Source organism: Acidaminobacter hydrogenoformans DSM 2784, assembly GCF_900103005.1.
GTDB lineage: Bacteria > Bacillota > Clostridia > Peptostreptococcales > Acidaminobacteraceae > Acidaminobacter > Acidaminobacter hydrogenoformans.
In genome coordinates, this window is record NZ_FMWL01000008.1 from 38,910 (window position 1) to 65,837 (window position 26,928).

At 53.7% G+C, this 26,928-nt stretch carries 25 protein-coding genes; 7 read left to right on the forward strand and 18 right to left on the reverse strand.

From position 1 onward, the window contains the following. Positions 1-113: 113 nt before the first annotated feature. The 4 genes from BLP63_RS09125 to BLP63_RS09140 form a co-directional block, all read right to left on the reverse strand. Complete coding sequence (locus tag BLP63_RS09125) at positions 114-956, reverse strand: MBL fold metallo-hydrolase (protein ID WP_092590773.1); 843 nt, start codon at positions 954-956, stop codon at positions 114-116. Continuing rightward, positions 953-1,867 carry a DMT family transporter gene (locus BLP63_RS09130; protein ID WP_207646444.1) on the reverse strand — a complete coding sequence of 305 codons (915 nt, stop codon included), beginning with the start codon at positions 1,865-1,867 and terminating at the stop codon, positions 953-955. Before BLP63_RS09130 ends, BLP63_RS09125 begins: the two co-directional genes overlap by 4 nt. A gap of 37 nt (positions 1,868-1,904) precedes the next feature. Continuing rightward, positions 1,905-2,432, reverse strand: a complete 528-nt coding sequence (locus BLP63_RS09135) for a DUF2284 domain-containing protein (protein WP_092590775.1) — start codon at positions 2,430-2,432, stop codon at positions 1,905-1,907. Positions 2,433-2,590: 158 nt separating this feature from the next. Then, positions 2,591-3,013 (reverse strand): VOC family protein, encoded by a 423-nt coding sequence (locus BLP63_RS09140; protein WP_092590777.1) that lies wholly within the window; start codon positions 3,011-3,013, stop codon positions 2,591-2,593. A 422-nt stretch (positions 3,014-3,435) separates the two neighbouring features. On the opposite strand from BLP63_RS09140, the gene arcC reads away from it, so the two are divergent. The 5 genes from arcC (at position 3,436) to BLP63_RS09165 (ending at position 9,401) form a co-directional block, all read left to right on the forward strand. Next, entirely contained in the window at positions 3,436-4,386 is a 951-nt protein-coding gene (gene arcC / locus BLP63_RS09145) for a carbamate kinase (protein WP_092590779.1), read from the forward strand. 301 nt (positions 4,387-4,687) lie between these two features. Beyond that, on the forward strand, positions 4,688-5,146 hold the full coding sequence (locus tag BLP63_RS09150; RefSeq protein WP_092590781.1) for an Lrp/AsnC family transcriptional regulator: 459 nt from the start codon (positions 4,688-4,690) through the stop codon (positions 5,144-5,146). 3 nt (positions 5,147-5,149) lie between these two features. Then, positions 5,150-6,742, forward strand: coding sequence for an L-glutamate gamma-semialdehyde dehydrogenase (pruA, locus tag BLP63_RS09155; protein ID WP_092590783.1), 1,593 nt, complete (start codon positions 5,150-5,152; stop codon positions 6,740-6,742). A gap of 312 nt (positions 6,743-7,054) precedes the next feature. Further along, a complete protein-coding gene (locus tag BLP63_RS09160) occupies positions 7,055-8,038 on the forward strand; it encodes a ketopantoate reductase family protein (RefSeq protein ID WP_092590785.1) in 984 nt (327 codons plus the stop codon). Further along, complete coding sequence (locus BLP63_RS09165; protein WP_092590787.1) at positions 8,031-9,401, forward strand: MFS transporter; 1,371 nt, start codon at positions 8,031-8,033, stop codon at positions 9,399-9,401. The genes BLP63_RS09160 and BLP63_RS09165 overlap by 8 nt, the downstream gene beginning before the upstream one ends. Before the next feature lie 127 nt (positions 9,402-9,528). On the opposite strand, the gene BLP63_RS09170 is transcribed toward BLP63_RS09165, so the two are convergent. The 14 genes from BLP63_RS09170 to glmS all read right to left on the reverse strand — a co-directional run bounded on the left by BLP63_RS09170 (position 9,529) and on the right by glmS (position 24,637). Further along, a complete protein-coding gene (locus BLP63_RS09170; protein ID WP_092590789.1) occupies positions 9,529-9,759 on the reverse strand; it encodes a MoaD/ThiS family protein in 231 nt (76 codons plus the stop codon). Then, positions 9,756-11,495, reverse strand: coding sequence for an aldehyde ferredoxin oxidoreductase C-terminal domain-containing protein (locus BLP63_RS09175; protein WP_092590791.1), 1,740 nt, complete (start codon positions 11,493-11,495; stop codon positions 9,756-9,758). The genes BLP63_RS09170 and BLP63_RS09175 overlap by 4 nt, the downstream gene beginning before the upstream one ends. A 250-nt stretch (positions 11,496-11,745) precedes the next feature. After that, positions 11,746-12,768, reverse strand: coding sequence for a 3-deoxy-7-phosphoheptulonate synthase (locus BLP63_RS09180; RefSeq protein ID WP_330387130.1), 1,023 nt, complete (start codon positions 12,766-12,768; stop codon positions 11,746-11,748). Positions 12,769-13,020: 252 nt separating this feature from the next. Beyond that, entirely contained in the window at positions 13,021-13,380 is a 360-nt protein-coding gene (locus BLP63_RS17075; protein ID WP_092590795.1) for a P-II family nitrogen regulator, read from the reverse strand. An 18-nt stretch (positions 13,381-13,398) separates the two neighbouring features. Then, positions 13,399-14,610: an ammonium transporter gene (locus tag BLP63_RS09190; protein WP_092590797.1), complete on the reverse strand. Its 1,212-nt coding sequence runs from the start codon at positions 14,608-14,610 to the stop codon at positions 13,399-13,401. Positions 14,611-15,400: 790 nt separating this feature from the next. Next, positions 15,401-16,990 carry a citrate lyase subunit alpha gene (gene citF, locus BLP63_RS09195; protein WP_330387125.1) on the reverse strand — a complete coding sequence of 530 codons (1,590 nt, stop codon included), beginning with the start codon at positions 16,988-16,990 and terminating at the stop codon, positions 15,401-15,403. Between the two features lies 1 nt (position 16,991). Beyond that, positions 16,992-17,909, reverse strand: a complete 918-nt coding sequence (locus tag BLP63_RS09200; protein WP_092590799.1) for an HpcH/HpaI aldolase/citrate lyase family protein — start codon at positions 17,907-17,909, stop codon at positions 16,992-16,994. Continuing rightward, complete coding sequence (gene citD, locus BLP63_RS09205) at positions 17,906-18,190, reverse strand: citrate lyase acyl carrier protein (protein ID WP_092590801.1); 285 nt, start codon at positions 18,188-18,190, stop codon at positions 17,906-17,908. Before citD ends, BLP63_RS09200 begins: the two co-directional genes overlap by 4 nt. Continuing rightward, positions 18,187-18,870, reverse strand: coding sequence for a Fe-S-containing hydro-lyase (locus BLP63_RS09210; protein ID WP_330387126.1), 684 nt, complete (start codon positions 18,868-18,870; stop codon positions 18,187-18,189). Before BLP63_RS09210 ends, citD begins: the two co-directional genes overlap by 4 nt. A gap of 15 nt (positions 18,871-18,885) precedes the next feature. Further along, the gene (locus tag BLP63_RS09215) at positions 18,886-19,728 is read right to left on the reverse strand and encodes a fumarate hydratase (RefSeq protein ID WP_092590803.1); all 843 of its coding nucleotides are present in this window, start codon (positions 19,726-19,728) and stop codon (positions 18,886-18,888) included. Between the two features lie 216 nt (positions 19,729-19,944). After that, positions 19,945-21,192 carry a methylaspartate ammonia-lyase gene (locus tag BLP63_RS09220; RefSeq protein WP_092590911.1) on the reverse strand — a complete coding sequence of 416 codons (1,248 nt, stop codon included), beginning with the start codon at positions 21,190-21,192 and terminating at the stop codon, positions 19,945-19,947. Between the two features lie 87 nt (positions 21,193-21,279). Then, positions 21,280-22,782, reverse strand: coding sequence for a methylaspartate mutase subunit E (locus BLP63_RS09225; protein ID WP_092590805.1), 1,503 nt, complete (start codon positions 22,780-22,782; stop codon positions 21,280-21,282). An 11-nt stretch (positions 22,783-22,793) separates the two neighbouring features. Continuing rightward, positions 22,794-24,197 (reverse strand): methylaspartate mutase accessory protein GlmL, encoded by a 1,404-nt coding sequence (gene glmL, locus BLP63_RS09230; protein WP_092590807.1) that lies wholly within the window; start codon positions 24,195-24,197, stop codon positions 22,794-22,796. 20 nt (positions 24,198-24,217) lie between these two features. Continuing rightward, positions 24,218-24,637, reverse strand: coding sequence for a methylaspartate mutase subunit S (gene glmS, locus BLP63_RS09235; RefSeq protein WP_092590809.1), 420 nt, complete (start codon positions 24,635-24,637; stop codon positions 24,218-24,220). Between the two features lie 526 nt (positions 24,638-25,163). On the opposite strand from glmS, the gene BLP63_RS09240 reads away from it, so the two are divergent. Beyond that, positions 25,164-26,465, forward strand: coding sequence for a phenylacetate--CoA ligase family protein (locus BLP63_RS09240; protein WP_092590811.1), 1,302 nt, complete (start codon positions 25,164-25,166; stop codon positions 26,463-26,465). Next, a complete protein-coding gene (locus BLP63_RS09245) occupies positions 26,465-26,881 on the forward strand; it encodes an ACT domain-containing protein (protein ID WP_330387127.1) in 417 nt (138 codons plus the stop codon). Before BLP63_RS09240 ends, BLP63_RS09245 begins: the two co-directional genes overlap by 1 nt. Positions 26,882-26,928 lie beyond the last annotated feature (47 nt).

The following is a 26,928-nucleotide window of genomic DNA, read 5'->3' on the forward strand; positions in this document are numbered from 1 at the left end:
CAAACAGCAAAAGTTTCCTCATTACAAAAAAGAGTGTGTTCGTTTTCCGCTCTTCGCTATCCATAGGAAAAGCTGCACCAGTCCACGACCGGTGCAGCTTTTCCTATTCTTTATTATATTCCTTCCTCAAGTGGCAGCGCGACGCACTCCCCCAGCGTTTCCAAAAGCACCGCCGGCAAATAGTTTTCCTGCACCCTGGCGAAGCTCTTCTTGGCTACTGTAGCCCAACGGGCAGCTTCCTTATACGGATCCGGAAAATGCACCACAGCAAGGGCTGCGGGCTTAAGCATCTCCGCCACCAGCTTTCGCGCAGCGGGAATCGCAATGTACGGGAAGTTGGCAATGAGCAGGTCAATGGGCTGACGGGCTATAGCATCAGCAAACGCAGCACCAGCAAAGTTCTGAGGCACAGGCGCGCTGTCTCCAAGATGTGCCACCACCATACCACACTCAATGACAAACATCAGGTTGGGCACCTCCGCATAGTCCTCCCCGTCATGGAGGGTCCTGAAGACTTGAAGCTTCACACCGGAAATCTCAAGGGCCGCGGCCTCCCCTGTCGCCAGGTCAACCACCCTCAGCCGGTCAAGGCTCAGAGGCGTGCCAGCATTCATGTTCAAGCCGGCCCAGTCCCCACCTGCAGCTTCTCCTTCCGCCGCCTCCAGCACCCGCCGCACCACCTCCGGCGTCGATACCAGCTGAGATCCAGGCTGGGCCTTCAATAGCTGCAGCATACTCTCCGCATGAAAATGATCTCTGTGATGATGACTCACCAGCACCACATCCACGTCATTATACGGCGCCGCGTTCTGCAGCAGCGCCCCTCGGATCCCCGGCTCAGTGTCCACATAAATCTGATTGTCCGGTGTGGTCAGCGGATCAATCAGGATTTTTTTCCCGTTAAGCGACAGCATCACACCGGCGTTCGAAATATAAGTCAGCATATTTTCACTCACACTGCTTCACGCCCCTTTTCCCTGCCTTTCCTAAGCTGCCCCTCCAAAAGGCCGCTGGTCGTATAGACCCCGGCAAACACCATCAGTCCCCCAACTATTTGCGTCAGCGTAATGGCTTCCCCCATCAACACGGTAATAAACGACGTAAACACCGGGATGAGGTTGAGGGTGACCCCCGCCGTAGCCGCCCCAATTTCCCGGACTGAGAGATTCCAGAACATAAGCGACCCCACGGAGGGAAACACGACAATATAAGCGACACTGAGAAGACCAGCGGTATTGAGCACTATGGGCGTCCCAGCCTGAAGGAGCATCCCCGGCAGCATAGCCACAGTGGCAAGCACCGCCGCCGCCGCGCTGGCCGTAATAGGACGAATGTCCTTCAGCCGCTTTCCTACAATAGAATACACCGTCCACACCGAAATGGCGATCAGCATCAAAAGGTCCCCCCGGTTGAAGTCGAGGGCCGCCAGCCGCGCGAGACTCCCCTGGGTCAGGATCAGAAGAACGCCGGACAGCGAGAAGACAATCCCAAGCTTTTGCAGCCTCGACAGAGACTCCCGCAGCACCACCGAAGACACCGCCACCATCAGCGCCGGGTTCAGGGCGCTCACCAGAGACGCGTTCACTGGCGTGGTGTACGTCAGGGCCGTGTACAGAGCCATGTTGTAGCCTATAAGCCCGTTGAAAGCCAGAAACAGCAGGATGGGCCAGGACCGGAATACTTCCCGCCACTTTGGCCGCTCGACGACCTGGGCTATGAGCACCAGGAGCACCGCCGAAAACAGCCACCGCACAAAGGTCAGCTGGAAAGGCGTCACCTGCGCCACCACCGCTTTTCCAACTATGTAGTTCCCCGCCCAGAACAAGCTGGCCAGGATGAGCATGATCCAGTACTTCAGGTTTTTCAAGCTTTACCTCCAAAATTTAAAAAGATTATGCCGATGGTCAGTCGACCAAAACCAATCCATAGCCAAAATAGAGTGCATCGTCAGAATCTGCGGCGGCTGGGGAAGGGTCACCATCGGCAAAACTCACGATTTGTATGCCGCTTGCCTTCACCGTTGCCATAACGTCAATCCCGCAGGCTTCCATGGACGGCCGGGCCTCGCCGGGATGGGTGCAGCCCTCCAGGGTGCATTCCGCGCAGAGCTCGCACTTCCCTGCCCCCAGACCAATCGCCTTGTGATAGCCTTGCTTGAACAGGGCACGCTCCAGCTCAAGGGCCAGTGGCGTGGTCTCCTCCAGGGTATTGCACTGGAGCAGCACGGCGTAGGAATAGTCCTTCAGAACCTCCCGCATTTCCAGATAGGTGGGCGCGTGAGGCGGACAGCACAGGCTTTTCCCGTAGTGACCGCAGCCAAAGCGGCACTTCATGGCCACCCAGGCGGCGGTGTGGATGGCCTTGGCAGTGATGAACCTGGCATCCCGGGCGCCGGCGTTTATGGCGAGCTCAACTATTTTCTTTTTATCCATGGGGTGTGACCCTCCTTAGATGATTAATTGGATTGACTCATTATAGCAAATGTGGGTGCACTGTGCCAGCGACCATTAAGGAGGCGCGGCGTCTCCCTCTTTGCTTATACCCAAAAAAAATCCCCGCTAAGGCAGGGATTTTTCGTTGAATTTTGATTCTATTTCAGGTTTTCGTCATAGCTGAACTGCCAGCCAATGCCATATTTGTCTGTCACATTTCCGTAGAGCTCACTCCAGAAAGTCTGCTGCAGCGGCATTTCCACATTGCCGTCCTCACTGAGGCGCTCAAAATACTTTGTGAGGTTTTCCTTGCTTACGGATTGAACGATCAGACTCAAGTTGTTGCCTACCGTAAAAGGCATTCCCGGGAAAGTATCAGAGAACATGACGAGGTCGCCTTCAATCAACAGGTTGGTGTGCATGATGCGGCCTTTGGCTTCCTCAGGCACTGGATAGGCCGGGTCCTGAGGCCCCATATCAAAGGTCATAAAGACCGGCTGCTCCGTTTCGAAGACGGCGGCGTAAAATTCGACTGCTTCCTGGCAATTGCCGTCAAAATTGACATAAACACCTACGGACATTTTAAAGCCCCCCTATAATTCATGAGTGAAAAGTATTTTTTCCAGCTTGAAGCTACATTTCACAGCTACAAGGCATTGTTACCCCAAACCAGTTAAACACACTCAAAATTATGGATCATAGCGCGCCTCCCATCCTTTTTTTAAGTATTTCACCCCAGTTTCGAAATTTCAAATCTCAACAAAATTTGCCGATGGTCACCCTCACCAACGCAACACCCTACTATAGACCTGAAATGAGGTTGCTTAATGTTGTTTGACTACAACCATCGGCAAAAGGAATTATTTTAAATCGTCATATCCTCACAACCTTTGATTGCGTATAATGGAAGTACGTAGGGTATACAATTACCCTGTAACCCGCATCTCAAATTCCGTTTGTCGAAAGGAGAGAAGGGCGCTTCCCCACCAGCCGCCCGTCATGAATGAGTAACGCCAGAAAAGTGGTCATTGCATTAGGAGGCAACGCGCTTCAGGAGCCCGGCAGCCCGGCAACTGCCGAGGCTCAGCTCGAGGTCGTCAAGAAAACCTGTGATTACCTTGCGGAGATCAGCTGCAGGGGCTACGAAATCGCAATTGCCCATGGCAACGGGCCGCAAGTGGGCCGCATTCTCCTGGCTTCAGAAACTGCCAGGGAGGTCACGCCCGCCATGCCGTTTGACGTCTGCGGGGCCATGAGCCAGGGTTACATTGGTTATCACATCCAGCAGGGCCTGAAGTATGCTTTGAATAAAAGAAACAAGAACATTCCGGTGGTGTCGCTGGTGACGCAGGTCGTCGTCGAAAAGAACGACCCGGCGTTCCAGAATCCTACGAAGCCTATTGGCCCCTTCTATTCGGAAGAGGAAGCCAAGCAGCTCATGGCGGAAAAAGGCTATGTCATGAAGGAAGACGCAGGACGGGGCTGGCGCAGGGTCGTCGCGTCGCCAATGCCGCGCAAGATCGTGGAGCTGGACTCTGTGATCCGCTTGTGGGATACGACTATTGTCATCACCGTGGGCGGTGGCGGCGTTCCAGTGATCGAGCACCTGGACGGTACCTTTGAGGGGGTCGCGGCGGTTATTGACAAGGACCTGGCAGCGGAGCGCCTGGCCGAGGACGTGGGCGCGGACATCCTGCTGATCCTCACGGAGGTGGAGAAGGTCGCCATCAACTTCAACAAGCCGGACCAGAAGAACCTGGATCACATGACGCTGCTGGAAGCCGCGCAGTATGTGGACGAAGGGCAGTTCGCGCCGGGCAGCATGCTGCCAAAGGTCGAGGCCGCTATCCGCTTCGTGCGGGCCAATCCGTCCAAGAGGGCCATCATCACGTCGCTGTACAAGGCGGTTGAGGCGCTGGAGGGCAAGGCGGGGACGCATGTGACGTTTAACTGAAGGTTTAACCAAAGGAGAAAAGCCATGTCGCTGACGTGGCTTTTTTTTATTGAAGAACAGGAAAAGGCGCGGGAAGTATTTGCTGGCTTTTAGAAATGGACATGCTGTTTGGTCGGGGACAGGGGCGCGTGGTTGGGGACTGGGCCGAACCAAACCTTACTTACGTTTCGAAAGAAAATGGATCTTTAACAAGGTCGCTCCAGCCTCGTCTGTGACACATCGTTTGAATTATCCATTTTTACAAACTATTAGTTGCTTTTGCCTTCGTTTTATCTTACAGTCTACTCAAGGAGGGACTTCCATGGACAACCTCGATCTTAAAATTTTAGAACTACTCGAACACAACGGACGACTGACTCATGAAGAAATTGGCAAGCGGCTTAACCTGTCGCGGCCTGCTATTCATCAACGCATTTCTAAGCTGGAAGCCAGCGGCATCATAAAAGGTTACTCTGCAGAAATCGATTGGGGTGCTGCCGGACAAGGCATTCGTGCCTTTGTTTTCATGAACGTAAAAACTACGGACTTCAATGACATAATGCAAAGAGTCATGTCGATCCAAGTTAAGGGATTAAAAATTGAAAAATGCTATCGTATCACCGGACAGTGGTGCATGATGCTTCGCATCAGAGCCAGCGTCACCGATCAGATGACTCAGCTGCATGATGCTTTACTAAAAATCGAAGGTATGCTCGAAACATTTACTATGCTGATTCTGACAGAATCACTACAGCCAGAACAAGCTAAAGAGGAGGTCTAATAAATGCAGTTCCATAGCCCCAAAGTGAACCCTTTCGTCAACGAGCCTGTTAAAAGCTATTTGCCTGGAAGCCCTGAGCGCATTGAGCTTCAACGCGAATTGGAAAGGATGAAATCCGAAAATATTGAGATCCCCGTTATTATCGGCGGTAAAGAAATTAAGACCGGTAATACGGCGGCCTGTGTGATGCCACATGATCACAAGCATGTTTTAGGGCATTATCATAAAGCTGGCCGTCGCGAAGCAGTCCTCGCCATTGAAGCAGCCCTCGAAGCCAAAAAGAAATGGGAGAGACTGCCTTGGTCCTCCAGAGTGGCCATTTTCCTGAAGGCCGCCGAGCTGGCTGCAGGGCCGTGGAGAGCTAAGCTGAACGCTGCTACCATGCTCAACCAAAGTAAAACTTTTAAGCAAGCTGAAATTGACGCGGCATGTGAGCTCGTTGATTTCATGAGATTCAATGCCCATTGCCTGAGCAATTTGTATGCAGATCAGCCTATTTCAGGGCTCAGCGCATGGAATAAGACGGATTACAGGCCACTGGAAGGCTTTGTGTTTGCTGTTGCACCGTTTAATTTCACAGCCATCGGCAGTAACCTGGCGGCTGCGCCTGCCATCTGCGGTAACACAGTGCTTCTAAAGCCGGCTTCAACCGCGGTTTACTCTGCTTATGTGGTCTATAAGCTCTACGAAGCAGCTGGACTGCCTGCGGGGGTCATCAACTTCCTTCCGGGGGATGCCAGCGAGATCAGTGAAGTCATTCTTGGGCACGAATCAATGAGCGGGGTTCATTTTACAGGTTCAACCAAGGTCTTCCAGACCATCTGGAAAACCGTTGGCAGTCAGCTTGACAGCTACAGAACCTTTCCTCGTCTGGTGGGCGAAACCGGCGGAAAGAACTTTGTCGTCGTCCACAGCAGCGCAGATCCTAAAACCGTTGCCCATGGCCTCGCCGAGGGCGCCTTCGAATATCAGGGACAAAAGTGCTCGGCAGCTTCCAGGACTTATGTGCCGAAGAGTCTGTGGCCACAGGTACAGGACGCCTTGATGGCTGAGATTGACAAAATCAAAATAGGCAACGTCGAAGTGTTTGATACTTTTATGGGCGCTGTCATTGACGAAAAGTCCTTCAACAATATCAAAGGCTACATCCAGGCTGCAAAAAACGCTGAAGATGCCAAAATCATAGCTGGCGGCGGGTGCTCCGGTGACAAGGGTTACTTCGTAGAGCCCACGGTGATCCTGACTGAAAATCCACATTTCGTCACTATGCAGGAAGAAATCTTTGGTCCTGTTTTGACGGTTTATCTTTACGAGGACGAAGCTTTCGAAGAGACGCTCAAATTATGTGATACGACCTCAAAATATGGACTTACAGGCTCCATTTTTGCCAGAGACCCCTATGCCATTCAGTTGGCTAATGAGGCACTAACGCACAGCGCCGGCAATTTTTACATCAACGTCCGTCCTACCGGGGCGGTCGTCGGTCAGCAGCCTTTTGGGGGCGCGCGGCTTTCCGGAACCAACGATAAGGCAGGTTCCATGCTCAACCTTCTCAGGTGGTTGAGTCCAAGAAGCATAAAGGAAAATTTGGCGTAGTACACGGTAATATTTTACGCATACAATAAGCCAGTGCCAGCGTGACATCACGAAAAATGCGATGTCGCGCTTGGCGCTGGCTTTACTTTTGCTTTATTTGAAATGGGGACGCGCGGTGTGGGACAGGGACGCGCGGTGCGTCCCTGTCCCACACCAAAATAACCCCCCACCTCAACGGCATTTTGCATTTTTTCACAATTTCCAGCCTCCCCCTTTCTTCCCCACCCCTCCTCGTGGTAATATTACACATAAACATATTATAAAATTCGCCCCGCGAATGATTCCATAGCCTATACAGGAGGACCAATCTCTATGACAACCAAAATGCCTTCATCACCCTCAGAACCATCAGCAACCGTAAAACCCATCCAAAACCTATTAATCTGCGGTACCGGCGCCGTTGGCGGCGCCTACGCAAAAAAAATAGCAGACCACGATCCCACATGCCTGCGCATCCTGGCCCGAGGGAATCGCAAACATCGCTACAAGCAAGATGGCCTGATCATCAACGACCAGCGCTATGATTTCAACCTGGCGGATCCTGAAGCCCCAGAGCCTCAAGCCGCAGACCTCATCCTGGTCGCAGTCAAAGACTACGGGCTGACTGAGGCCATCCAGGACATGACACCCTTTGTTGGCCCCCAAACCCTGATCCTCTCACTGATGAACGGCATCACCAGTGAAGCCCGCCTGGCGGAAGCCTTCGGCCACGAAAAAGTCCTCTACGGCCTCGTCATGAGCATTGACGGCGCAAGGGACCAAAACCGCATCCGCTTTACTCAATACGGCACCATCAGCTTTGGCTATGCGATCAACACTGAAATCAAGGAAGAGGTCCAGTCGGTAGCGGCCTTTTTCGACAAGGTGGGCATTTCCTACAACATCCCTGAGAACATGCAGCGGGAACTCTGGTACAAATTCATGGTCAACGTAGGCATCAACCAGGCCTCTGCGGTAGTGCGCGGAGGGTTTGGCGCGTTTCAGACCATCCCGGAAGCCCACGCGCTGATGCGCTCAGCCATGTGGGAGCTGATCCGGATCACCGAAAAGAACGGCATCCATTTGTCCGAAAAAGACCTGGAAAACTGGGACAAAGTCCTGATGGCCATGCCGCCGGGCAGCCGCCCGTCCATGCTCAATGACCTGGAGAATGGACGTAAAACCGAGGTAGAAATGCTCAGCGGCGCCATCATGGCCCTTGGTGCCCAGTATAATGTGCCCACACCCGTCAACGAAGCCCTTTACCGGATCATCAAATCGGCGGAGGCATTGACAGAGGCTCTGAACGGTGTCTAACAAGCGGCGCGGACAGCGCGCACAGCACATCAGCAGAGCACCAAAACCCGCTTTCTTCTACGGCTGGTGGATCGTCTTCCTGGGCTTCATGCTCATGGCTGTGAGCTTTTCCATCATTATGAGCTGCCACAGCCTCTTTGTGCTGCCCGTATCACAATCCCTGGGTATCAGCCGCGGCGAGTTCACCCTGACCCTGACCTTGGTAGGGCTCTCTGCGGCCGCCTCCTCCGCCTGGGTGGGCAAAGTCCTCAGCCGCAGCAAATCCCTGAAGCGCAGCATGACCCTGTTTGTCCTGTGGGCCGGCCTCGTCTTTGCAGCCTTTTCCGCCGCCCGCGCCACCTGGCACTTCTACGCCCTGGCCGTCCTCCTCGGACCCGGGTTTGTGGGCAGCTCAAACCTCGCGGGTTCCCTCCTCGTCAACCAGTGGTTCGTGGCACGCCGCGGCTTCGCCCTTGGCCTCGTCGCCGCCGGCAGCGGCATAGGCACCGCCCTCCTCTCCCCCATCATCACCAAAGTGATCGTGGGCTGGGGCTGGCAAATGGGCTACCTTTTCAGCGGCGCCCTCATCCTCCTCATTTGTCTGCCGCTTGTCACAAAGCTCGCCACCCGCTCCCCATCTGATGCGGGACTGTCCCCACTTGGACTATCCCCTAATTCAAGCGCCTCCAGCCTTACGGACTCTCAAAGCCCTACGAATCCAGAAATCCCCACAGATCCTCAAACCTCCGCACCCCCCCAAGCCTCACCAGGAAGCATCGCCACTCCAGGGCTCACCCTGTCCGAGCTAAAAGCCATGCCAGCGTTCTGGCTGTTCTTTGTCACCATGTTCCTGCTTTGCGTGGTCATAGGCGGCTCCCAATTGACTATTGTGGCCTATTTCCGCGAAATTGGCTATACCGCTGAATTTGCCGCCCTGATGTTCTCCGTCCAGGCACTGGGCATGCTCGTAGGCAAGCTGAGTCTGGGCGCCATCTTCGACTGGCTTGGTGCCAGAGGCGGCATCCTGATCGCGACTGCCGCCCTGGCCATCACCATGGTGGGCTATCTGAACGCAGCAGCCCTCCCCATTGCCCTGGCTTCCTCCATACTGATAGGCATGGCAGCCTCCATGTCCACGGTAGGCAACGCCTACCTCACCGGCAGCTTTTTTGGCAGCAAGGACTTTGGCAACGTCTATGGCTTAGTCAACATCACCATGATCACCGGCGCCACCACTGGGCCATTAGTCACCAACTTGATCTATGACCGGACCGGAAGCTACAGCCTGGCCTGGATGGGATTTTTGGTCCTGATACTATTATGCGGGGTCAGTCTTATTTATCTGCAGAAGGTGTTTTATGTGAAGTTGGTCAAAGCCTCTTGAGTGCTACACGAGGACAATAATACGCCTGCGCAAGCAAAATAAAAAAACCGACAGCCTGGACCAGACGTTATGCAAAAACGTCCATTCCAATCTGTCGGTTTTATTATGTCCTTAATTGTCGGGTGGCCTATCCCCCGCTGAGGATGGGCAGGATTTGGATGAGGTCACCATCGGCAACCACGTGATTCATCTTTTTCGGTTTCCCCTGGACCAGCACCGCCCCCACTTGCTTCTCCTCAAGGCCCAAAGCCTCAAGGACTTCGCCGATGGTCCCTTCTCCCCACTCTATCGCCACCACCTCATTCCCTTGGCGGTCAGCATCTTTAAAAACCCCTCCCGCAATCTTAACGGTGATCATGGCTTCAGGGTCTTCCTGCCCTCAAAATGGGCGTCTACGACTTCTGCGAGCTCCTCCGGCGTCACATCAAACACGCTGTTAAGCCCCGGCAAGCGCCGCTCCGTAAAGCACTCCGGCATCCTGTAATGGGCCTTGGTAAACCCCGCCTTTTGATTGAAGGTGTGTTCATCCTTCAAGGTTTCCTCGCCAACGGCCTTCAGCCAGTCCGCGTCAACAGACCAGCCATGTCTGGCATTGATCAGATCCGCAATGAGCTGGTGCTGATTGCCAACAGCCCCGCTGCAGAAGATACAAAAACCCATGGTGTCATAGATCGCCATATTCTTTTGAGTCCTGAAAGAAAGGTCCGCCTGGCCAACCCTGGACGCCTGCTCAATCTGAGCCCTGGCAGTGGCGCCATAAGTGTGGTCCGCCCCCATTGGAGATGTGGCATAGGTCACGCCCATGCCCTTGATGGCCCTTGGATCGTAGGCAGGGAAAGCCTGGCCGTTTATAGCGGGGACGTTTCGGACGCCAAGAACTTTGCCGGTGATCGTGGCGCCGCTGCCCAGCAGGCGGCCCAGTACAGTGCCTTGTCTGATCTCTTCCATAAGCCCAAGTGCCGCCGCACCATCACCGAACGCCGCAAGTCCAGCCTCCATAGCCACACCTATAGCCGCGCCGGTTTCAATGGTGTCAATGCCCATTTCATTGCACAGGGCGTTGAGTCTTGCCACGGTGTCAAGGTCTGAAATCCCAAGGTTGGACCCCAACAGTCCAATATTTTCATACTCAAGGGGCGAAACAATAGTCTTTCCGTCTTTGTCCGGATAGACGTTGGAACACTGAATAACGCAGCCCGGCATGCAGGCGTGGGAGGTTCTGCCCTCTCCGCCACGCTCTGTGATCACGTCGAACATGGTCTCGCCGCAGATATTGTCCATACCGTCAAACGTTCCAAGGCTGAAATTGCAAGTAGGCAGCCCACTGTGACCGTTCATGACACGGACCATAGAAGCGGTCCCAAGGGTCCTGTAGTTCAGTGTGGATGGGGCGTCCTTGACAACCGCAGTGTAGGTCTTAAGCGCCGTCATAAAGCCGTCCTTATCTGCCAGTGGCATGGTGTCTTTACCAATGACGACAATACCTTTGATTTTTTTCGATCCCATGACTGCGCCAAGGCCGCCGCGGCCGCTGAAGCGCCCTGGCTTGTGATCCGTATCCGTCGTGGCAATCCCTGCCGAGCTGTAAAGCATTTCGCCTACGGGGCCAATACAGCTGACTGCAGCCCCTGGATAGATTTTATGTATAGCTTCGCAGAATTCTCCCGTGCCCATGCCCAAATAGTCTGAAGCAGATTCAAGGGAACACTCATCTTTACTGATTTTGATGTAATACCACTGGTCATCCAGGGGTTGTTCTTCAAGAGGCTGGTCTTCCAAAATGACAGCTTTCAGGCCCAGCTGCGCAAGCCGCATGGCGGTTGTTCCGCCAGAGTTGCTTTCTTTGATGCCCTGGGTCAGCGGACTTTTCGCCCCTATGCAGACCCGGCTGGCGCTGGACACATTGGTGCCCGTCAGCAGCCCCATGGCAAAGATAAGCTTATTGTGCCTACCAAGGGGCTCACAGGCCGGGTCGACTTCATGAAGCAGAATCTTGGCGATCAACCCTCTGCCGCCGGTTTTTAGATAAGCGTCAGGTGTTTCCTCATACCGAATTTCTTTTGTTCTTGTGTTAATTCTAAGTATATGATCCATAACGTCCTCCTGATAAGTTGAGAAGTTTGGAATGCCGCACTTTACTCTATTGTAGCAAAAAATCCAGAGGATTTGCGCGGTTGTTTTTGGTGAGTCCCAGTCCCCAACCAGATGTTGGTTCGGCCCAGTCCCCAACCAGCAATTCAGGCGGGCCCAGTCCCCAACCAGCAAAAAACCCGGCAGCCCCTCAAAAACAGGCACTGCCGGGTTTTCCCATAGCTTTAATTTGACCTCAAATCTCTATGAGGCGTTATACATTATCCGCAATGTAATACATCAGCTCCTCAGACTCTTCCCATCCGAGGCAAGGATCCGTAATGGATTTTCCATAGACGTTCTCGCCAATCTTCTGCGTCCCGCCCACCAGATAACTCTCAATCATCAGACCTTTGACCATCTTGCGAATATTCGGATCATACTTGCGGGTAAACATAATCTCCTTAGCGATCCGCGGCTGCTCATCATGCTTCTTCATGGAATTGGCGTGATTCGTGTCTATGACAATGGCAGGATTCTGAAAGCCAGACTTCTCATACATATGTATGAAATGAATCAGATCCTCATAGTGATAGTTTGGCAAATTCCGCCCATGGGAATCCACCGCCCCCCGCAAAATCGCGTGAGCGTGGGGATTGCCATCCGACTCCACCTCATAACCCCTGTAAATAAATCTGTGCCCCTGCTGCGCCGCGTTGATGGCATTGAGCATGACGGAAAAATCGCCGCTGGTCGGGTTTTTCATACCAATAGGCACATCCACCCCGCTGGACGTCAGCCTGTGCTGCTGATTCTCAACAGACCGCGCCCCTACCGCGTTGTACGCAAACACATCCGCTAAGTAAGAGTAATTGTCCGGATACAGCATCTCATCCGCGCCAGGAAGCCCATAGTCCATCAGCACCCGCAGGTGAATCTGACGAATAGCTCTGATCCCCTGGCGAATGTCTGGCTCCTTGTTCGGATCCGGCTGATGGGCCATACCCTTGTAGCCGGCCCCCGTCGTCCGAGGCTTATTGGTATAGATCCGCGGAATCAGGATCAGCTTATCCTTAACCTTCTCCTGTACCAGCGCCAGCCGCTCCACATATTCACATACCGACGCTTCGCTGTCAGCAGAGCACGGCCCAATAATCAACAGAAAACGGTCATCCTTCCCCTCAAGCACATCCTTGATCTCCCGGACCCGCGTATCCCTCTTCTTCTTTGAAATAAGCGACAGCGGCTGCTCCGCCAGAACTTCCTCTTTACTCGGCAAACGTTTGATAAATTTCATACCCACTAAAAAACACCCCTTCAAGTCCGTACCGTCTACATAATATTCTATTTATTCAGAACACTATAATACGTTTAGTTCCAAAATACAAATTGATTTTTTGGAACAGCTCCTACGACCGTTGAAGTTTGGCAGATTTTACATATTCAAAAGTGTTGCCGATGGTCATTGTAAAGAAGAAAAGCTAACGGGCGACAGGCGCCATCCGCCGGAACATTTTCCCTGGCGCCCCACCGCTCCCCAACCCCTGTTTCACTTGGGATCCTTAATCGCCTCCGGTCCTCTCTCCCCCGTCCGGATCCTCACCGCGTCCACAACTTCATAAGTAAAGATCTTCCCGTCGCCAATACTCCCCGTCTGTAAAATCCTCAGCGCCGTCTCAATCACCCGGTCCACCGGCACCTCACACACCACGATCTCCACCTTCAGCTTCTGCTTCAGGTTGATCTCGACCTCGACCCCCCGGTAGTATTCCTTGTGTCCCTTCTGAAGGCCGCATCCCAGTGCGTTCGTCACCGTCATCCCAGTGATGCCAATCCCGTTCATGGCCTCCTTCAAATCCTCAAACTTTTCCGGATTCATGATGATTTCCACTTTCGTCATTTTGTCCATTTTGCACCCTCCCCCTTCCTAAAGGTCCATATACGCCGCGATCCCGTGCTCGATCCCATCCAGACCGTGCAGCTCCTCACTTTCCTCAACCCGGAGGCCTATAGTCCCGCGAATCACCACAAACGCCACAAACGCCAGACTCATAGCCGCCACAGCCACGACAGCAACGCCCACCAGCTGCGCCCCAACAAGCGCCAGACCACCACCGTACAACAAGCCTCCCTCTGTCGAGAGCACGCCAACCGCCAGTGTCCCAAAGACACCACACACGCCATGTACCGAGATCGCCCCCACAGGATCGTCAATATGCAGCTTCGTATCAATGTATTCCACTGCCAGCAGCATCAGTATCCCACTTAAGACACCCACGACCACAGCCCCACCAAAAGAAATGGTATTCGCCCCCGCCGTAATTCCGACTAATCCAGCCAAAGCGCCATTGAGGGTCAGACCCGCATCAGGCTTGCCATATTTAAAATTGCTCATGAACATGGCTGATATCGTCGCCGCCGCGCCGCTGATCAGCGTGGTCACGGCCGCATGCGCCGTCGCCGGCGAAGTGATGTCCAGCGTGCTTCCCGGATTGAACCCAAACCAGCCAAACCAAAGAATCAGAACGCCCAGAGCCCCAAGCGGAATGTTGTGTCCCGGAATGGCGCGCGGCACACCGTTTTTATATTTCCCGTTTCTGGCGCCAACCATAACTGCCCCCACCAGTGCGCAGAAGCCACCGACCGCATGAACCGCAGTTCCCCCCGCGAAGTCCCTGAAACCTACGACACTGGCCAGAAAACCGCCGCCCCAGATCCAGTGCCCTATTAGAGGATAAATCACAGTTGTCGCGATCAAACAAAATAATACATAAGCGAAAAACTTGGTCCGTTCAGCCATAGCCCCTGACACAATCGTAGCGCAGGTCGCCGCGAAAATTGCCTGAAAGAAGAAGAAAACATCAAACGAGATCCCTGCGACACTCTCCGGCGCAGCCCTCAGCATGAACTGATCCCCGCCAATCAATCCATATAGGTCCGCACCATACATGAAGGCATACCCCACGACATAATACCCGAGGACACCAATGGACACCGTGACAAAGTTTTTCATAATAATGTTCACTGCGTTCTTGGACTGCGTAAAACCGACCTCCACCATGGCGAAGCCCGCGTGCATCAGGAAAACGAAAACACTTGCGATTAACACCCACATCGTATTCAGGATCATAGTATCCATCTGACAATTCCCTCCTCTTCAAGTCGACACACCCATAATTAAAAATTAAGCCTGCCGATAGTCAGTCATCTCCATCTCTTTTCATTGTTCGTGTTTTAAGCTCGATTTAAACTTTTCTGCTGTCATCCATCCAAACTACCTTTAATTTTGCAAGTTTAGGATTCATTAAAATTGCCATTTGCAAATACTGTTAATTGAATTTCTTTCATTTTTCGTTTTCATTTCAGTGCAACAACACCTTTCGTTTTGTTCTTGTATTAATGCATATTTATAAGCGCGCCTTATTAATATAGTATTAGATTTTAAAGGTGTTCTTAATATTTGTCAACTTGATTTATGTAAAATAAAGATCTTTTTTTATGATTTTATTGCTAATTTAATCTGTTTTACACATTTAAGAACAATTTTCGCTTTTTAATCGTAGGATTGTATACAATGCGCAAGATTGTATATTTATATACCAATAATCATTTATTCACGATTCATTCAACCACAAAATTTTATAAAACGAATTTTGAATTTTTTTAAATTGCAATTCTAATTTCATATTATATTTTAACAAATTATAAATAATCATTTTTATTTATTTGTTCATTTATAAATTTCAACGTTTTTCCTTATTATATTATTTAATTTATTATTTTTGTTCGTATAAATAAAATATCGCCCCTCTAATAAACGAAGGAAGAAGAGAAAGAAACAAAAAAGGAAGCGGCCCCGTTGCCGCTTCCCACCTTTAATTCCATTAAAAGGACAGGAGCGCCCGCCCCTGTCCTTTCAGGTCTTAATATTACTTCGTCTTCCTCACCACATCAATCACCGTACCATCGCGGTACTCCACCACGGCAACTATATCATCACTAAAAGTCATTTCATCCGGAATCCCCGTCATGGACTCCGCCATCGCCAGCAAATCCTGAATCGCAACCACCTCGAGCCCCGCGGCTCTCAGCGCCTCCGCCAGATCCTGACGTACCGGATTCACAGCGATCCCGTGATCCGTCACCAGGACATCTACCGTCTCACCTGGCGTCGTAATCGTGGTGACATGTCTGCGAACAATTGGCAGACGAGCCTTGACCAGCTGAGTGACCACCATGGCCAGCTTCGCCCCCGCCGCGGTGTCGCTGTGGCCGCCGGAACCGCCCATGATCGTGCCGTCTGACCCTGTAGTGACGTTGACATTGAAGTCTAAATCAATCTCTGTGGCACCCAAAATCATGACATCCAGCTGGTTGACCACCGTCCCTTTACTGAAGGGATTGGCGTACATGGAGGCGTCCATCGGCAAATGTCTTGGGTTGTCGCGATAAGACTGCACCGCCCGCAGGTCAAAGCACTGCACGTCCAGCAGATTCCGGAACAGGCCCTCTTCGAGCATATCCACCAGATAGCCGGTGATGCCGCCCGCCGCAAAGCTTCCAACGATTCCCGCTGTTTTCATCATGTCCTTAAGCTCCGCTGCCACCGCAAGGGACGTCCCGCCAGCGCCTGTCTGGAAGGAAAAACCGTCCACCAGAAGCCCTGACGCCTCAATCACCTGCGCGGCCTTATGCGCAATCGCGAGGCCCACAGGATCCCGGGTAATCCGCGTCGTTCCGGAAACAATGCCCTGAGGATCCCCTATGGAAGGCACCGCTACTACATAATCCACCATGGTCTGGGTAATCTCAGCCGGCGAGGCCGGATACGGCACCAGATCATCCGTCACCGCCACCACTACGTCCGCGTACTGGGCATCCGCTACCGCGTAGCCTAAGGCCCCGCAGGCAGACTTGCCGTGAAGGCCGTTGCAGTTGCCATACGCATCCGCACAAGGCGCCGCGATAAAGGCAATGTCGATCTTTAAATCCCCAGTTTCAATCGCCCGCGGTCGCCCGCCATGGGTCATCATCACCGCCGGCGTCTTCAGCCGCCCCTGAGAAACCGCCTTCGCCACTGGTCCTGACATGTAGTTCGTGGCCAGCCCTGTGACGACACCCGAATCCATCAGCGCCACCAAAGGCTCATGCACCGGAAAGATTGAACTCACCGCCAGGGTCAGACCCTTCACGCCACGCTTCGCCACCGCCTCCATCACCAGATTGAGAACGTAGTCCCCATTTCTCAAGTGGTGATGAAAGGACAATGTCTTGCCGTCCGCAAGGTCCGCACGTTCCAGCGCCTCGTCAATGGAGGCCAGCAGCTTCGACTGCCCCGGCCGCACGCTCCTCGAAACTCTTGGCCTGTGCGCATGAGCCCCCACGCCCACTTTCGCGAATGCGCCCTCAAACGCTCGGACCTCGCCATAGCCTTCAATAGACTCAGGAAGCGGTCGCCGCCCCCCTTTTCGACTGCTGTTTTCAGGGACTCCAGGCATTTCAAGCTCTATACTGTTCATGCTATTTCAGCCCCCTTTCTTCAGTGTCGATCCGAATGGCGCCCGTACCAGTCATCCCCAGCTTCTCCGCCAGAGCCACCATCTGCCTGGCCCGTTGAATGATAGGCGCGTCCACCATCTTGCCGTCTAACGAAAAGACACCCTTGCCCTCCGCCTCGGCTTCTTCCACGGCCTCCAGCACTCTGAACGCATAGCGCACCTCAGCCGGGTCCGGCGCGAAGCCCTTATGGATCACGCTGACTTGGCGCGGATTGATGGCCGCCTTACCTGTAAAGCCCATGGCCTTCGCCTTTCGCGCGTCCTCCAGCAGCCCCTCGTGGTTGTCCACATCCGTAAATGGCGTATCCACAGCGTCCACCCCGCGGACCTTGCAGGCGACCGCCACCTTATTTCTCGCATATTCAATCTCCATGCCACCCGTGGTCCTGGCAACCCCCATATACGACGTATAGTCCTCCCCACCAAACAGCACACCCTCAATTCGCGGCGACGCCTCCAGGATCTCGTGAATGTACTCAACGCCGGCAGCGCTCTCGATCAGCGCAAAGAGCTTCGTCCTGACCGCTTTGCCGCCGCGGGCCGCCTCAAAGGCCGCCATCCGGGACTCGACTTCCCGCATGGAGGCTACTTCCGCCTTGGGAATGAGCAGGATGTCCGGCTCCACCTCCAGCATGGCGTCCAGATCCAGCGGCCCATAGGCGGTTGTGATGGGGTTGATGCGCACGGTGACCTCGGTGCTTTTAAATGACCATCGGCGAAGGGCCTTGGTCACTAATTTTCTGGCACTGTCCTTTTCGCTGAGACTCACGGCATCCTCAAGGTCAAGGATCACCGAATCCGCCCCAAGCACGCTGGCGCTTTGAATCATGCCGGGATGGTTACCTGGCACGAACAGCATGGTTCTTCTAAGCCGCTTCACAGGATCACCCCCGCGTCGCTGAGCGCCCGGTCCAGCGCCGTCTCCACCCGGGCTTCAATGGTATAGTCCAGGGCGCCCCTGTCCCGCGCCAGAATATTGGCCTGGGTCACGCCCTTCGCGGCTACCGTCTTGAGAATGGTTTCCCTGATCTGACGGCCAAACTGCGCCAGCACAATGCTCTGGAGCTCCAGGTTTACGCCCTCGCTGTCCGCAGGCGACACCATAATAAAGATGTCGTTGGACTCCAGGGTGCCGGCTTTTGCCGTCTTCAAAATTTTCATTCCCGGTCCCCCGCTTTCTCCGCAGCCTCAGTGCCTTTATTTTCAACGGACTCAGCCGGAATGCCCGCTTTTTCAGTAAGGTACGCCTGACGCCCAATCTCATAGTAGTTCGCCCCTGTGCTGTCAATGGCCACTACAGCCGGCAGGTTCTCAACCTCAAGCCGCCGGACGGCCTCAGCCCCCAGCTCCTCATAGGCAATAACCTCAACCGACTTGATGCTGTCCGCGATCACCGCCGCGCCGCCGCCAATCGCTGCAAAATAAACCGCTTTATTGCGGACAATGGCGTCGATCACCTCTTGATTGCGGGCACCCTTGCCAATCATGCCCCTGAGCCCGAGATCCAGAAGCTTTGGTGCATAGGCATCCATCCGCCCAGAGGTCGTTGGGCCCGCTGAGCCTATGACATTGCCCGGGCGCGCCGGCGTAGGCCCCACATAATAAACCACGGCATCCTGAAGGTTAAAAGGCAGAAGCTCTCCCTTTTCCAGCGATTCCACCATGCGCTTGTGGGCCGCGTCCCGGGCCGTATAAATCACGCCGCTGATCAGCACCGAATCCCCGGCCTTCAGCGCCACTGCTTCTTCCAGCGTCAGGGGCGCCGTGATATGAATATCTTTTTTATCCTCAGATCCGAGATCTGGAATAATCTTTGCTGCTATATCCGCTATAGTCATCATTAACCGAGCGCCTCCTTATAAAGTGAATTCCACGTGCCTGGCCGCGTGACAGTTGATGTTCACGGCGACTGGAAGCCCCGCGATATGGGTAGGGTACGCTTCAATCCGCACCGCCAGCGCCGTAGTCTTGCCGCCAAAGCCCTGAGGGCCTATGCCAGTGGCATTGACTTTTTCAAGGAGCGACGCCTCCAGCGCCTCATAGTACGGATCATGATGAGGCTCGTCCAGCGGCCGCATCAGCGCCCGCTTCGCAAGGCCTGCCACCATGTCAAAGGTCCCGCCAATGCCAACGCCTATAATGATGGGCGGACACGGATTGGAGCCTGCCAGCTCCACCGTTTCAAGGATAAAGTCCTCTATGCCCTGAAGCCCATCTGAAGGCTTGAGCATTTTCAGCCGGCTCATGTTCTCAGAGCCAAAGCCCTTGGGCGCAACGACGATTCTGAGCTGGTCTCCCGGCACCACCCGCCAGAGAATGGATGCCGGCGTGTTGTCACCGGTATTCACCCTCTGAATGGGATCGCTCACGACGGACTTTCTCAGGAAGCCCTGACCGTAACCCTGACGGACACCTTCGTTGATGGCCTCTTCGAGCGAGCCCCCCTCAACATGAACCTCCTGACCCAGCTCAACCAGGACAAAGACCATCCCGGTATCTTGACAAATGGGGTAGACACCTTTGGCAGCGAGATGATGGTTTTCGACTATTCGGTCTAAAATGCCGGCCGCTGGCTTAAAAGGCTCGGAGGCCGCAGCCGTTTCAAGTGCCCCCATGACGTCGGAGGGCAGTCTGTAGTTTGCTTCCAGACAGCTGTTTTTCACAGCTTCTGTAATTTCGTTTGCTTGGATCAGTTTCAATCGCTTCACCTCATTCAAAATGGGTTTTCCTTATAGTGATGCTGTGTGAACGTGACCATCGGCAGATGTTTTGAGCTTTTAAACTCAGGTGGCATGGTCTCGCGACCAATTTTCTGCCGCCAACAGACACAGGGCCTGGGTGGGTTAAGCCGTCATCTCCTGACGGTTCACCTTTACCCAGACCCTGGTATAAAAACACTTTCTTAAATTGGGAAATTACGCGTGAGCACGGCGGCTGACGAGCGCCACCACCCGGTTCATTTCATTATTGACGATCATGAAGCCTTCGTCAACCCCCATGCCCGGTTTGGCAAGTGCCTGGGACGCGCCGCAAGCCATAGCGATCTGCGTCGTGATCTCCGCCGAGCGGGCCGTCTCGTTGCACGTGCCGCCGCTGTAAGCCCCAAGGCCCTTCTCGCGGCAATAGAGCAGCGCTTCAATGACGTTGTTGACGCCGCCGAGGTCCGGCGTCTTAACCTGGAGCATATGCCCCGCCTTGTTGTCCGCGAAGTACTTCACGTCATCCAGGGTGTTGCACCATTCATCTGCAACGATCTCCACCGGGATGCCCCGCGCGTCCACCCTGGCACTGAGGTCTTTCAGCGCCAGCATCTGCTTTTCGCGCTCCTCAACGTCCATAGGACCCTCGATCCGGAGCTGGAACGGCGCTGCCGCTTTTGCCAGCGTCTCAAGATAATCCGTCATTTTTGCCAGATCATTTTCAAAGGCTATGCCGATGGTTCCGTAAACATCAATATGGAACACCGGATTATAACTCTCGTCCGCTCTAAGTTTGATAACCCGGTCTCTCAGCCACGCGACATATTCAAGAAGGAGCTCCCCACGCAGGCCCAGCTTCGTTTCCACGTGATTGATCAGGGCGTGCGGGATGACATCAATGCCTTTGATGATCATTTTATCTACGTTGTTGTAGCGATCGTCGCCGGATTGGGCGAAAATTGGAATGCGCTTGATCTCAACGCCAGTATTGTATTCCTTCTTGACGACCTCAGCCATGGTGATGCGCTGAGCCTTGGCCACCGCATCGAGAAGCGCCTGGGTGATGCCATAGCGGATGGCTGTGTGGAGACGCTTGCCGTTTATTTCCATTTTGTCATAGGTCTCTGCCAAAGCTTTGAACGAGTTGAGCTCAGTACCAATCAGCTTAGGCGCGATCTCCTTTTCAATCACCGGAATGAAGTCCGCTGCAATGAAGAGTGGGTCGCGTCCACCGGCACCGGAATATTGCACTGCCGCACAGTCGCCGTGGGCGACCTGGCCGTCTTCGAGAATCAGCATGACGGAGATTGCTTCTCCAGCCACGCGAATTGCGTTGAAGCCTTGAGTCATGGTCTCGCCTTCATAGGCAAAGCCGTCCAGTGACGCGCCTTTTTTAATCGCGCGCTGATCATCAAAATAGAAGCCGGTACGTCCTGGAGCGCAAACCACATCTATAATTTTCATAACTTTCATCCTACCCTTCTGAAGTTCAGATATTGTTGAGCTATTGCTGAGCTGTTCCTCAATTGTTGCTCAGTTGTTGCTCAGTTGTTACTCAGTTTTATAGAGGTATTTTTTGATGCTCTTCGCCGCTTCAGTTTCAACTTCCGGGCGACCAATCAGATTGCCTTTGCTGACGGCATAGACGTCGTCTATGGTCATTTTGAAGTCGACTTCGCGGCCCTCAAACTCGGCCCGCTCTTCAAGCTTGTTTCGGTTGAACGCTTTGATGTCGTCACTGAAAGGAATGTTGCCAAAGTCAAGGTAACGGATTGCCCCGTCATTGTCCCGGGCTGGCATCATCTTGCCTGCGTTGTAGACAGAAGGCGCGAATGGGATGTCAAGGACGCCCGCTTCAAAGCCTCTGACCGTACCGACAGCCAGGTCGCCGTCTCCAAGCTCAAGGACCTTGTCAATGATGCACTGAGTCTCCGCCTTGATCATGCGGCTCTCGTTGATCTGCTGGACGCTGAGCGGGAGCTTTTGCTCGCGAAGCAGGTTGAGGACCATCTTCGTGGTTCTGATGCCCTGAGCATTCGCTTCTTTCGTTGGAACGCCATAAGCTTCGTGCGGCGTCTTGACAATAACTTTTGTCGCGCCGGCCAACGATGCCGCAATCGCGCCCAATGAAATGACGCCAAAGGCTTTGGACTCATCCTGCGGGAAGCCGCCCATCCACTGGTGGAAGACCGTTGTCAAGTAGACATTCTTATAGCCAAAGGCTGTCAGATATTCATTGCACTGCTCTTCAAGCGCACGGATCGCTGCCACGTCCTGGACTATGTTGCCGCACTGGCCGTAGCCCACGGTGATGTTCTTGACGCCTTGCTCCGCGGCAAGAAGGGCTTCAATAATTGCTACAGCGTTGGACATGCTCGGCGGCACGAGGGTGCCTGTCAGCGGACCAAACGGCTCGCGGTTGATGGAAATGCCTTGCTCTTCATAGTAACCCACGAGTCGGTCGCAGTACTGCCAGTCCGTGATGGTCTTCTCGAGGCTGACCTTTTTAGCGTAAGGAATGTTGTAGGAAATGCCGCCGCCTTCGTTCGAAGTCCAGCCTGCGGCGTGGATGATTTCGGAGAGGAGTCTTGCGTCCGGCGTGCCGTGGCGCGCCTGAAGCGGCAGGTTTACAGCTTCAAAGACTTTTTTGCAGCCATGGACACCATGATTGACGCCCGGGAAGCCATTCAAAAGGGACCGTCCCTCTCTGCGGCTCTCGGTGATGCCACGCTCGCACTCGTTGTATTTGTTCTGGCGTGTGTAGCTGTCAATGGTGCTTGGGAGCAGATCCGCGCCACCCTCTTTGTCGAGGAAGTTGAGGAGCTCAATGTGCTCTTCGATCAGCGCGACCCCGGCTCTTGGCTGAGCCAGCGTGATGCCGTTTTCCTTCGCCCATCTGAGCTTGGCCGGGAAGCTTTTGTGCTCCGGGATTTGCTTCAGGTAAGCGACGTTTGCTTCGAGGTCTATGCCTTCGCCTGTAGGCCACTGCTTCAGGACCTCCTGGCGGATGCGTAAAAATTCGTCCATGGACAATTTCTTATTTTTCAGTTCCATCTTATATCCCCCTATGATTCCAGCGTCACAATGTGCCGCTTCATGATTCTGAGCGCAATGTCGGGATGATCCTGAGACAACAGTCCCATGGCCGACAGGATGTAGTCCTGATCCAGCATGAACGCCGGTGATTTTGGTCTTAAACTCATGGGTGTTTCCTGTTCGTGGAGACCCTCTTTCAGGATGGCCGCCGGATTTTCACTGGCGACCAAAACGCCGCCGGTTCCAATCAGGGCCTTGATATCGCTGAGATCCTTCCCAAGCTGTGATATGACGACACCCATGGGTGTGTAATAGGATTCCAGATACCCCGCGTGACGTTCTACCGAGAGCGCCACCGCCGCTTTCGCGATGGCTTCGTCCATATGGCGGTCTTCAGGGGTCTGAGGCAGCATAGCTGTATGGAGGCTCCGGTATTTGCAGGCAGCTTCCACATCTGCAGTGTCATCTCCAAGATAGCCGCGGATCCGCTTGGTGCCGGCCGCTTCCTTCAGGGACAGGGCCGAATAGCGCATGCCCAGGTCACCTTCAACAGTTCTTTTGGCGTAGGGTTCTTCGAGTCCCTTCTGGGTGACACCTGGCTGGGTCGGTTCGCCGCTGCAAATGGAGTAGACATCTGTGGTCGCACCGCCTATGTCTACCATGACCAGAGGGCCTATGCCATCCTCCAGGTCAGTGCCTTTTCCGAGAAGCTCAGCAGCCTTGAGGACCGCTGCCGGCGTTGGCATGAGGATGTCGTCAATCATGCCGGTGGCGGTGTGGATGCCTTTGGCGTGGGTGATGCGATCCATGAAGATCTCCCGGATTTCCTCCCGGGCTGGATCTACATTGAGGGCATTGAGCTTTGGCATGACGTTGTCTGCTATGCTGTAAATCAGGCCCGCTTCTTTAAATAAGTCCTCAATGTCGTCTTCGGCGGATTTGTTGCCGGCGACGACTATCGGCACAGGGAGCTTGGCTTCTGCAAGGCGCTTTGCGTTGTGCAGGATACAGGTCTGGTTGCCGCCATCCGTGCCGCCTGCGAGCAGGAGCATGTCAGGCTTTAAAGCTTCAATTTTTTCGATGTCCCTGCGAGTCAGGTCGTGGTCGAAGACCTGAAGCACCCTGGCGCCGGCACCGAGGGCCGCCCGTTTGGCCGCCTCAGCTGTCAGCTCCTGGACCAGTCCTATGGCCACCATTTTCAGGCCACCTGCCGCCGAGGAGCATGCCAGCTTTCGGACAAATTCAAGGTCTCTCAGACCTTTGGCTGCGAGGCTTTCCCTCAGCTGCGCCAAGGCTGCCTCGTAGCCCGTCATGATGTCTGTTTCTACGGTTGTATAGCTTTTGGCGGTTCCCAGGATAGCTTCGGCAACGAGGTCCACCGCGGTCAGCTTCGTGTAGGTACTGCCAAAGTCGATCAATAAGTAAGCATTCACATTTATGACCCCTTTCGAGGCTATTCAGGCTTTGGAAGCTTCAGGTCGTCTCTCAGGTCTCGGATGCCCTGCTCAGGGTCTGAACCCGGCGGGTAAACGCGGTTGAAGCCCATAGCGAGGAATTTTTGCTTGACCTCGTCCCAATCCCGCTTGCCGACGACCAGATTGCCGCCCACATAAAGCAGCATGTCGTTAAGGCCGGCCTCGTCGCATTTCTCTCTGAGACCCCGGCAATCGATCTCGCCATGACCGTAGAGCGATGAAATGATCATGGCCTTCGCGCCAGTTTCTTCAGCAGCGCTTATAAATTCTTCCTGCGAGGATAGAACGCCAATGTTGACCACATTGAAGCCCGCTTTGCTGAACGCGTAATCCAAAATTTTGTTGCCGACTGCGTGGCAGTCTGCGCCAATAACTCCAAGTACTACCGTATTCGTCATTCTCAATGCCTCCGTTTTCCCTTATAAAGTGGACGTTTAGAAGTGGGTGTTGTTTGAGTTGTTGTTTGATAAGAGAATATCACACATTGAGAATTTTGCAAGTAATATTTCATAAATTTATTGTTTTGTCATCGTATTTGCTCGTTTTTGCATTTAAACTTGCATTTATTAGATTGTATACACGCTGAAACCTATGCTATTACATGGTTTTCATAATATTTACAGTCTCTTGTTTGAATTTCAATACAACCCTGTCCTGCAATAGTTTTTGGTGGGGGACTGGGCCCAGCCAAACAGGCTCGATCCAAAAGTATCCGTCCCTGTCCCCCACCACCTGGTCAGGGACAGGCACTCAAACAATTTCAGCACAATTCAAAATTCTTTCACAACTTTTCAAATTCCTTCCTTGTCAATCCCTGCCGCAAAAAGGTATTCTTTAAAGAATGACACATTAAACTCAATTTGAATTTCAGCATGAAGACTTACAGACTTACAGACTTACATAAGAAAGGCAGGTACATGATTTATGATCTGGAGCACCTACGAAACCATGGCCAGGGATCAGATGGAGGCACTGCAGCTCGAACGCCTCCAGCAGACCGTGCGCCGCGTCTACGAACGCGTCCCACATTACCGTGCAAAGCTGGACGAGCTCGGCATCAAGCCCGAGGACATCACCTCGCTCGACGACTTGAAACGGCTCCCCCTCACAGTCAAGAACGACCTCCGGGACAACTACCCCTTTGGTCTGTTCGCCGTACCCCAAAAGGACGTCGTCCGCTATCACGCCTCCTCAGGCACCACCGGCAAGCCCACCGTGGTGGGCTATACCAAGAACGACATGGACACCTGGACCGAGCTGATCGCCCGCATAGTCACCATGGCCGGCGTCACTGCAGATGATACCGCTCAAGTCTCCTTCGGCTACGGCCTCTTCACCGGTGCCTTTGGCCTCCACCAAGGCCTCGAACGCGTTGGCGCCTCCGTCATCCCAATGTCCAGCGGCAACACTGAAAAGCAAATCATGATCATGCAGGACTTTGGCACGACAACACTCATCGGCACCCCATCCTATGGCCTGCACATGGCCGAGGTCGCCAAGTCCATGGGCCTCGATCCAAAAAAAGACCTGAAGCTCAAATGGGGCCTCTTTGGCGGCGAAGGCTCCACCGAAGCCATGCGCCGGGAACTCCAGGACGCCTGGGGTATCTTCGCCACCGAGAACTATGGCATGAGTGAGTTGATCGGACCGGGTGTGGCAGGCGAATGCAAAGCCCTCACTGGCATGCACATCTGCGAGGACCATTTCATTCCGGAGATCATTGACCCCGAGACCCTCGAGGTCCTTCCTCCAGGCGCCGTAGGCGAGCTGGTCATCACCACCATTACCAAGGAGGCCCTGCCGCTCCTGCGCTACCGCACCAAGGACATCACCTCCCTCCACTACGAGACCTGCGACTGCGGCCGCACCACCGTCCGCATGTCCAAAATCCAGGGCCGCACGGACGACATGCTGATCCTGGGCGGCGTCAACATCTTCCCGTCCCAGATCGAAGAAGTCCTGTTCAACATCGAAGGCATAGGCCCGCACTACCAGATCAAAGTCTTCAAAAAAGGCTACCTGGACAAAATCGAAATTGACGTTGAACTCATAGATGCAAATCTGCTGGAATCCTTTGGCCAGCTGGAAGCGCTTAAGCAAAATATCCGTTCAAGGCTCCGCACCGTCTTAGGCGTCGACGCCAAAATCCACCTGCACGAGCCTCGCACCCTGGCACGTTTTGAGGGCAAAGCCAAACGCGTCATCGACATGAGGGAGGTAAAATAATGCTGATCGATCAATTATCCGTCTTCGTAGAAAACCGCCACGGCGCCCTGGCCAGCGTCACCGACGCCCTCCTGAGCTACGGCGTCGACATCCGGGCAATTGCAGTCTTTGATACCACCGAGTTTGGCATTGTGCGCATTGTGGTTGACAAACCGGAAGAAGCCCTAAAAAACTTGCTTGCCGATGGTTTCGTCGCCAAGCTCTCCAAAGTCATAGCCGTCGAGCCCATCGACAAACCCGGCAGCTTGAACGAGCTCTTCCACATCTTAGGCGACAACGGCATCAACATTGAATACATCTATTCCTTCGTCATGCGAAAGCGCGAAATGCCCTATGTCGTCTTCAAGACCAACGACCAGGAAAAAGCGCTTCAGCTCTTGAAAGACAAAGGCCTCAACACCGTCGTGGATCTCTAAAAAATAAAAAATGGAGCAAGTCAAGCATCTTTGGGGCCCTTTATTGA

Excerpts from the sequence above, each read along its gene's own strand:
- BLP63_RS09140 (WP_092590777.1), bottom strand. The coding sequence starts at position 3,013 with ATGTCCGTAGGTGTTTATGTCAATTTTGACGGCAATTGCCAGGAAGCA.
- pruA (WP_092590783.1), top strand. The coding sequence starts at position 5,150 with ATGCAGTTCCATAGCCCCAAAGTGAACCCTTTCGTCAACGAGCCTGTT.
- citD (WP_092590801.1), bottom strand. The coding sequence starts at position 18,190 with ATGAAAATTTTGAAGACGGCAAAAGCCGGCACCCTGGAGTCCAACGAC.
- BLP63_RS09190 (WP_092590797.1), bottom strand. The coding sequence starts at position 14,610 with ATGGATACTATGATCCTGAATACGATGTGGGTGTTAATCGCAAGTGTT.
- BLP63_RS09175 (WP_092590791.1), bottom strand. The coding sequence starts at position 11,495 with ATGGATCATATACTTAGAATTAACACAAGAACAAAAGAAATTCGGTAT.
- BLP63_RS09160 (WP_092590785.1), top strand. The coding sequence starts at position 7,055 with ATGACAACCAAAATGCCTTCATCACCCTCAGAACCATCAGCAACCGTA.
- BLP63_RS09245 (WP_330387127.1), top strand. The coding sequence starts at position 26,465 with ATGCTGATCGATCAATTATCCGTCTTCGTAGAAAACCGCCACGGCGCC.
- BLP63_RS09150 (WP_092590781.1), top strand. The coding sequence starts at position 4,688 with ATGGACAACCTCGATCTTAAAATTTTAGAACTACTCGAACACAACGGA.
- BLP63_RS09170 (WP_092590789.1), bottom strand. The coding sequence starts at position 9,759 with ATGATCACCGTTAAGATTGCGGGAGGGGTTTTTAAAGATGCTGACCGC.
- BLP63_RS09135 (WP_092590775.1), bottom strand. The coding sequence starts at position 2,432 with ATGGATAAAAAGAAAATAGTTGAGCTCGCCATAAACGCCGGCGCCCGG.
- arcC (WP_092590779.1), top strand. The coding sequence starts at position 3,436 with ATGAGTAACGCCAGAAAAGTGGTCATTGCATTAGGAGGCAACGCGCTT.
- BLP63_RS09220 (WP_092590911.1), bottom strand. The coding sequence starts at position 21,192 with ATGAAAATTATAGATGTGGTTTGCGCTCCAGGACGTACCGGCTTCTAT.
- glmS (WP_092590809.1), bottom strand. The coding sequence starts at position 24,637 with ATGACGAATACGGTAGTACTTGGAGTTATTGGCGCAGACTGCCACGCA.
- BLP63_RS17075 (WP_092590795.1), bottom strand. The coding sequence starts at position 13,380 with ATGGACAAAATGACGAAAGTGGAAATCATCATGAATCCGGAAAAGTTT.
- BLP63_RS09210 (WP_330387126.1), bottom strand. The coding sequence starts at position 18,870 with ATGATGACTATAGCGGATATAGCAGCAAAGATTATTCCAGATCTCGGA.
- BLP63_RS09240 (WP_092590811.1), top strand. The coding sequence starts at position 25,164 with ATGATCTGGAGCACCTACGAAACCATGGCCAGGGATCAGATGGAGGCA.
- BLP63_RS09180 (WP_330387130.1), bottom strand. The coding sequence starts at position 12,768 with ATGAAATTTATCAAACGTTTGCCGAGTAAAGAGGAAGTTCTGGCGGAG.
- citF (WP_330387125.1), bottom strand. The coding sequence starts at position 16,990 with ATGAACAGTATAGAGCTTGAAATGCCTGGAGTCCCTGAAAACAGCAGT.
- BLP63_RS09225 (WP_092590805.1), bottom strand. The coding sequence starts at position 22,782 with ATGGAACTGAAAAATAAGAAATTGTCCATGGACGAATTTTTACGCATC.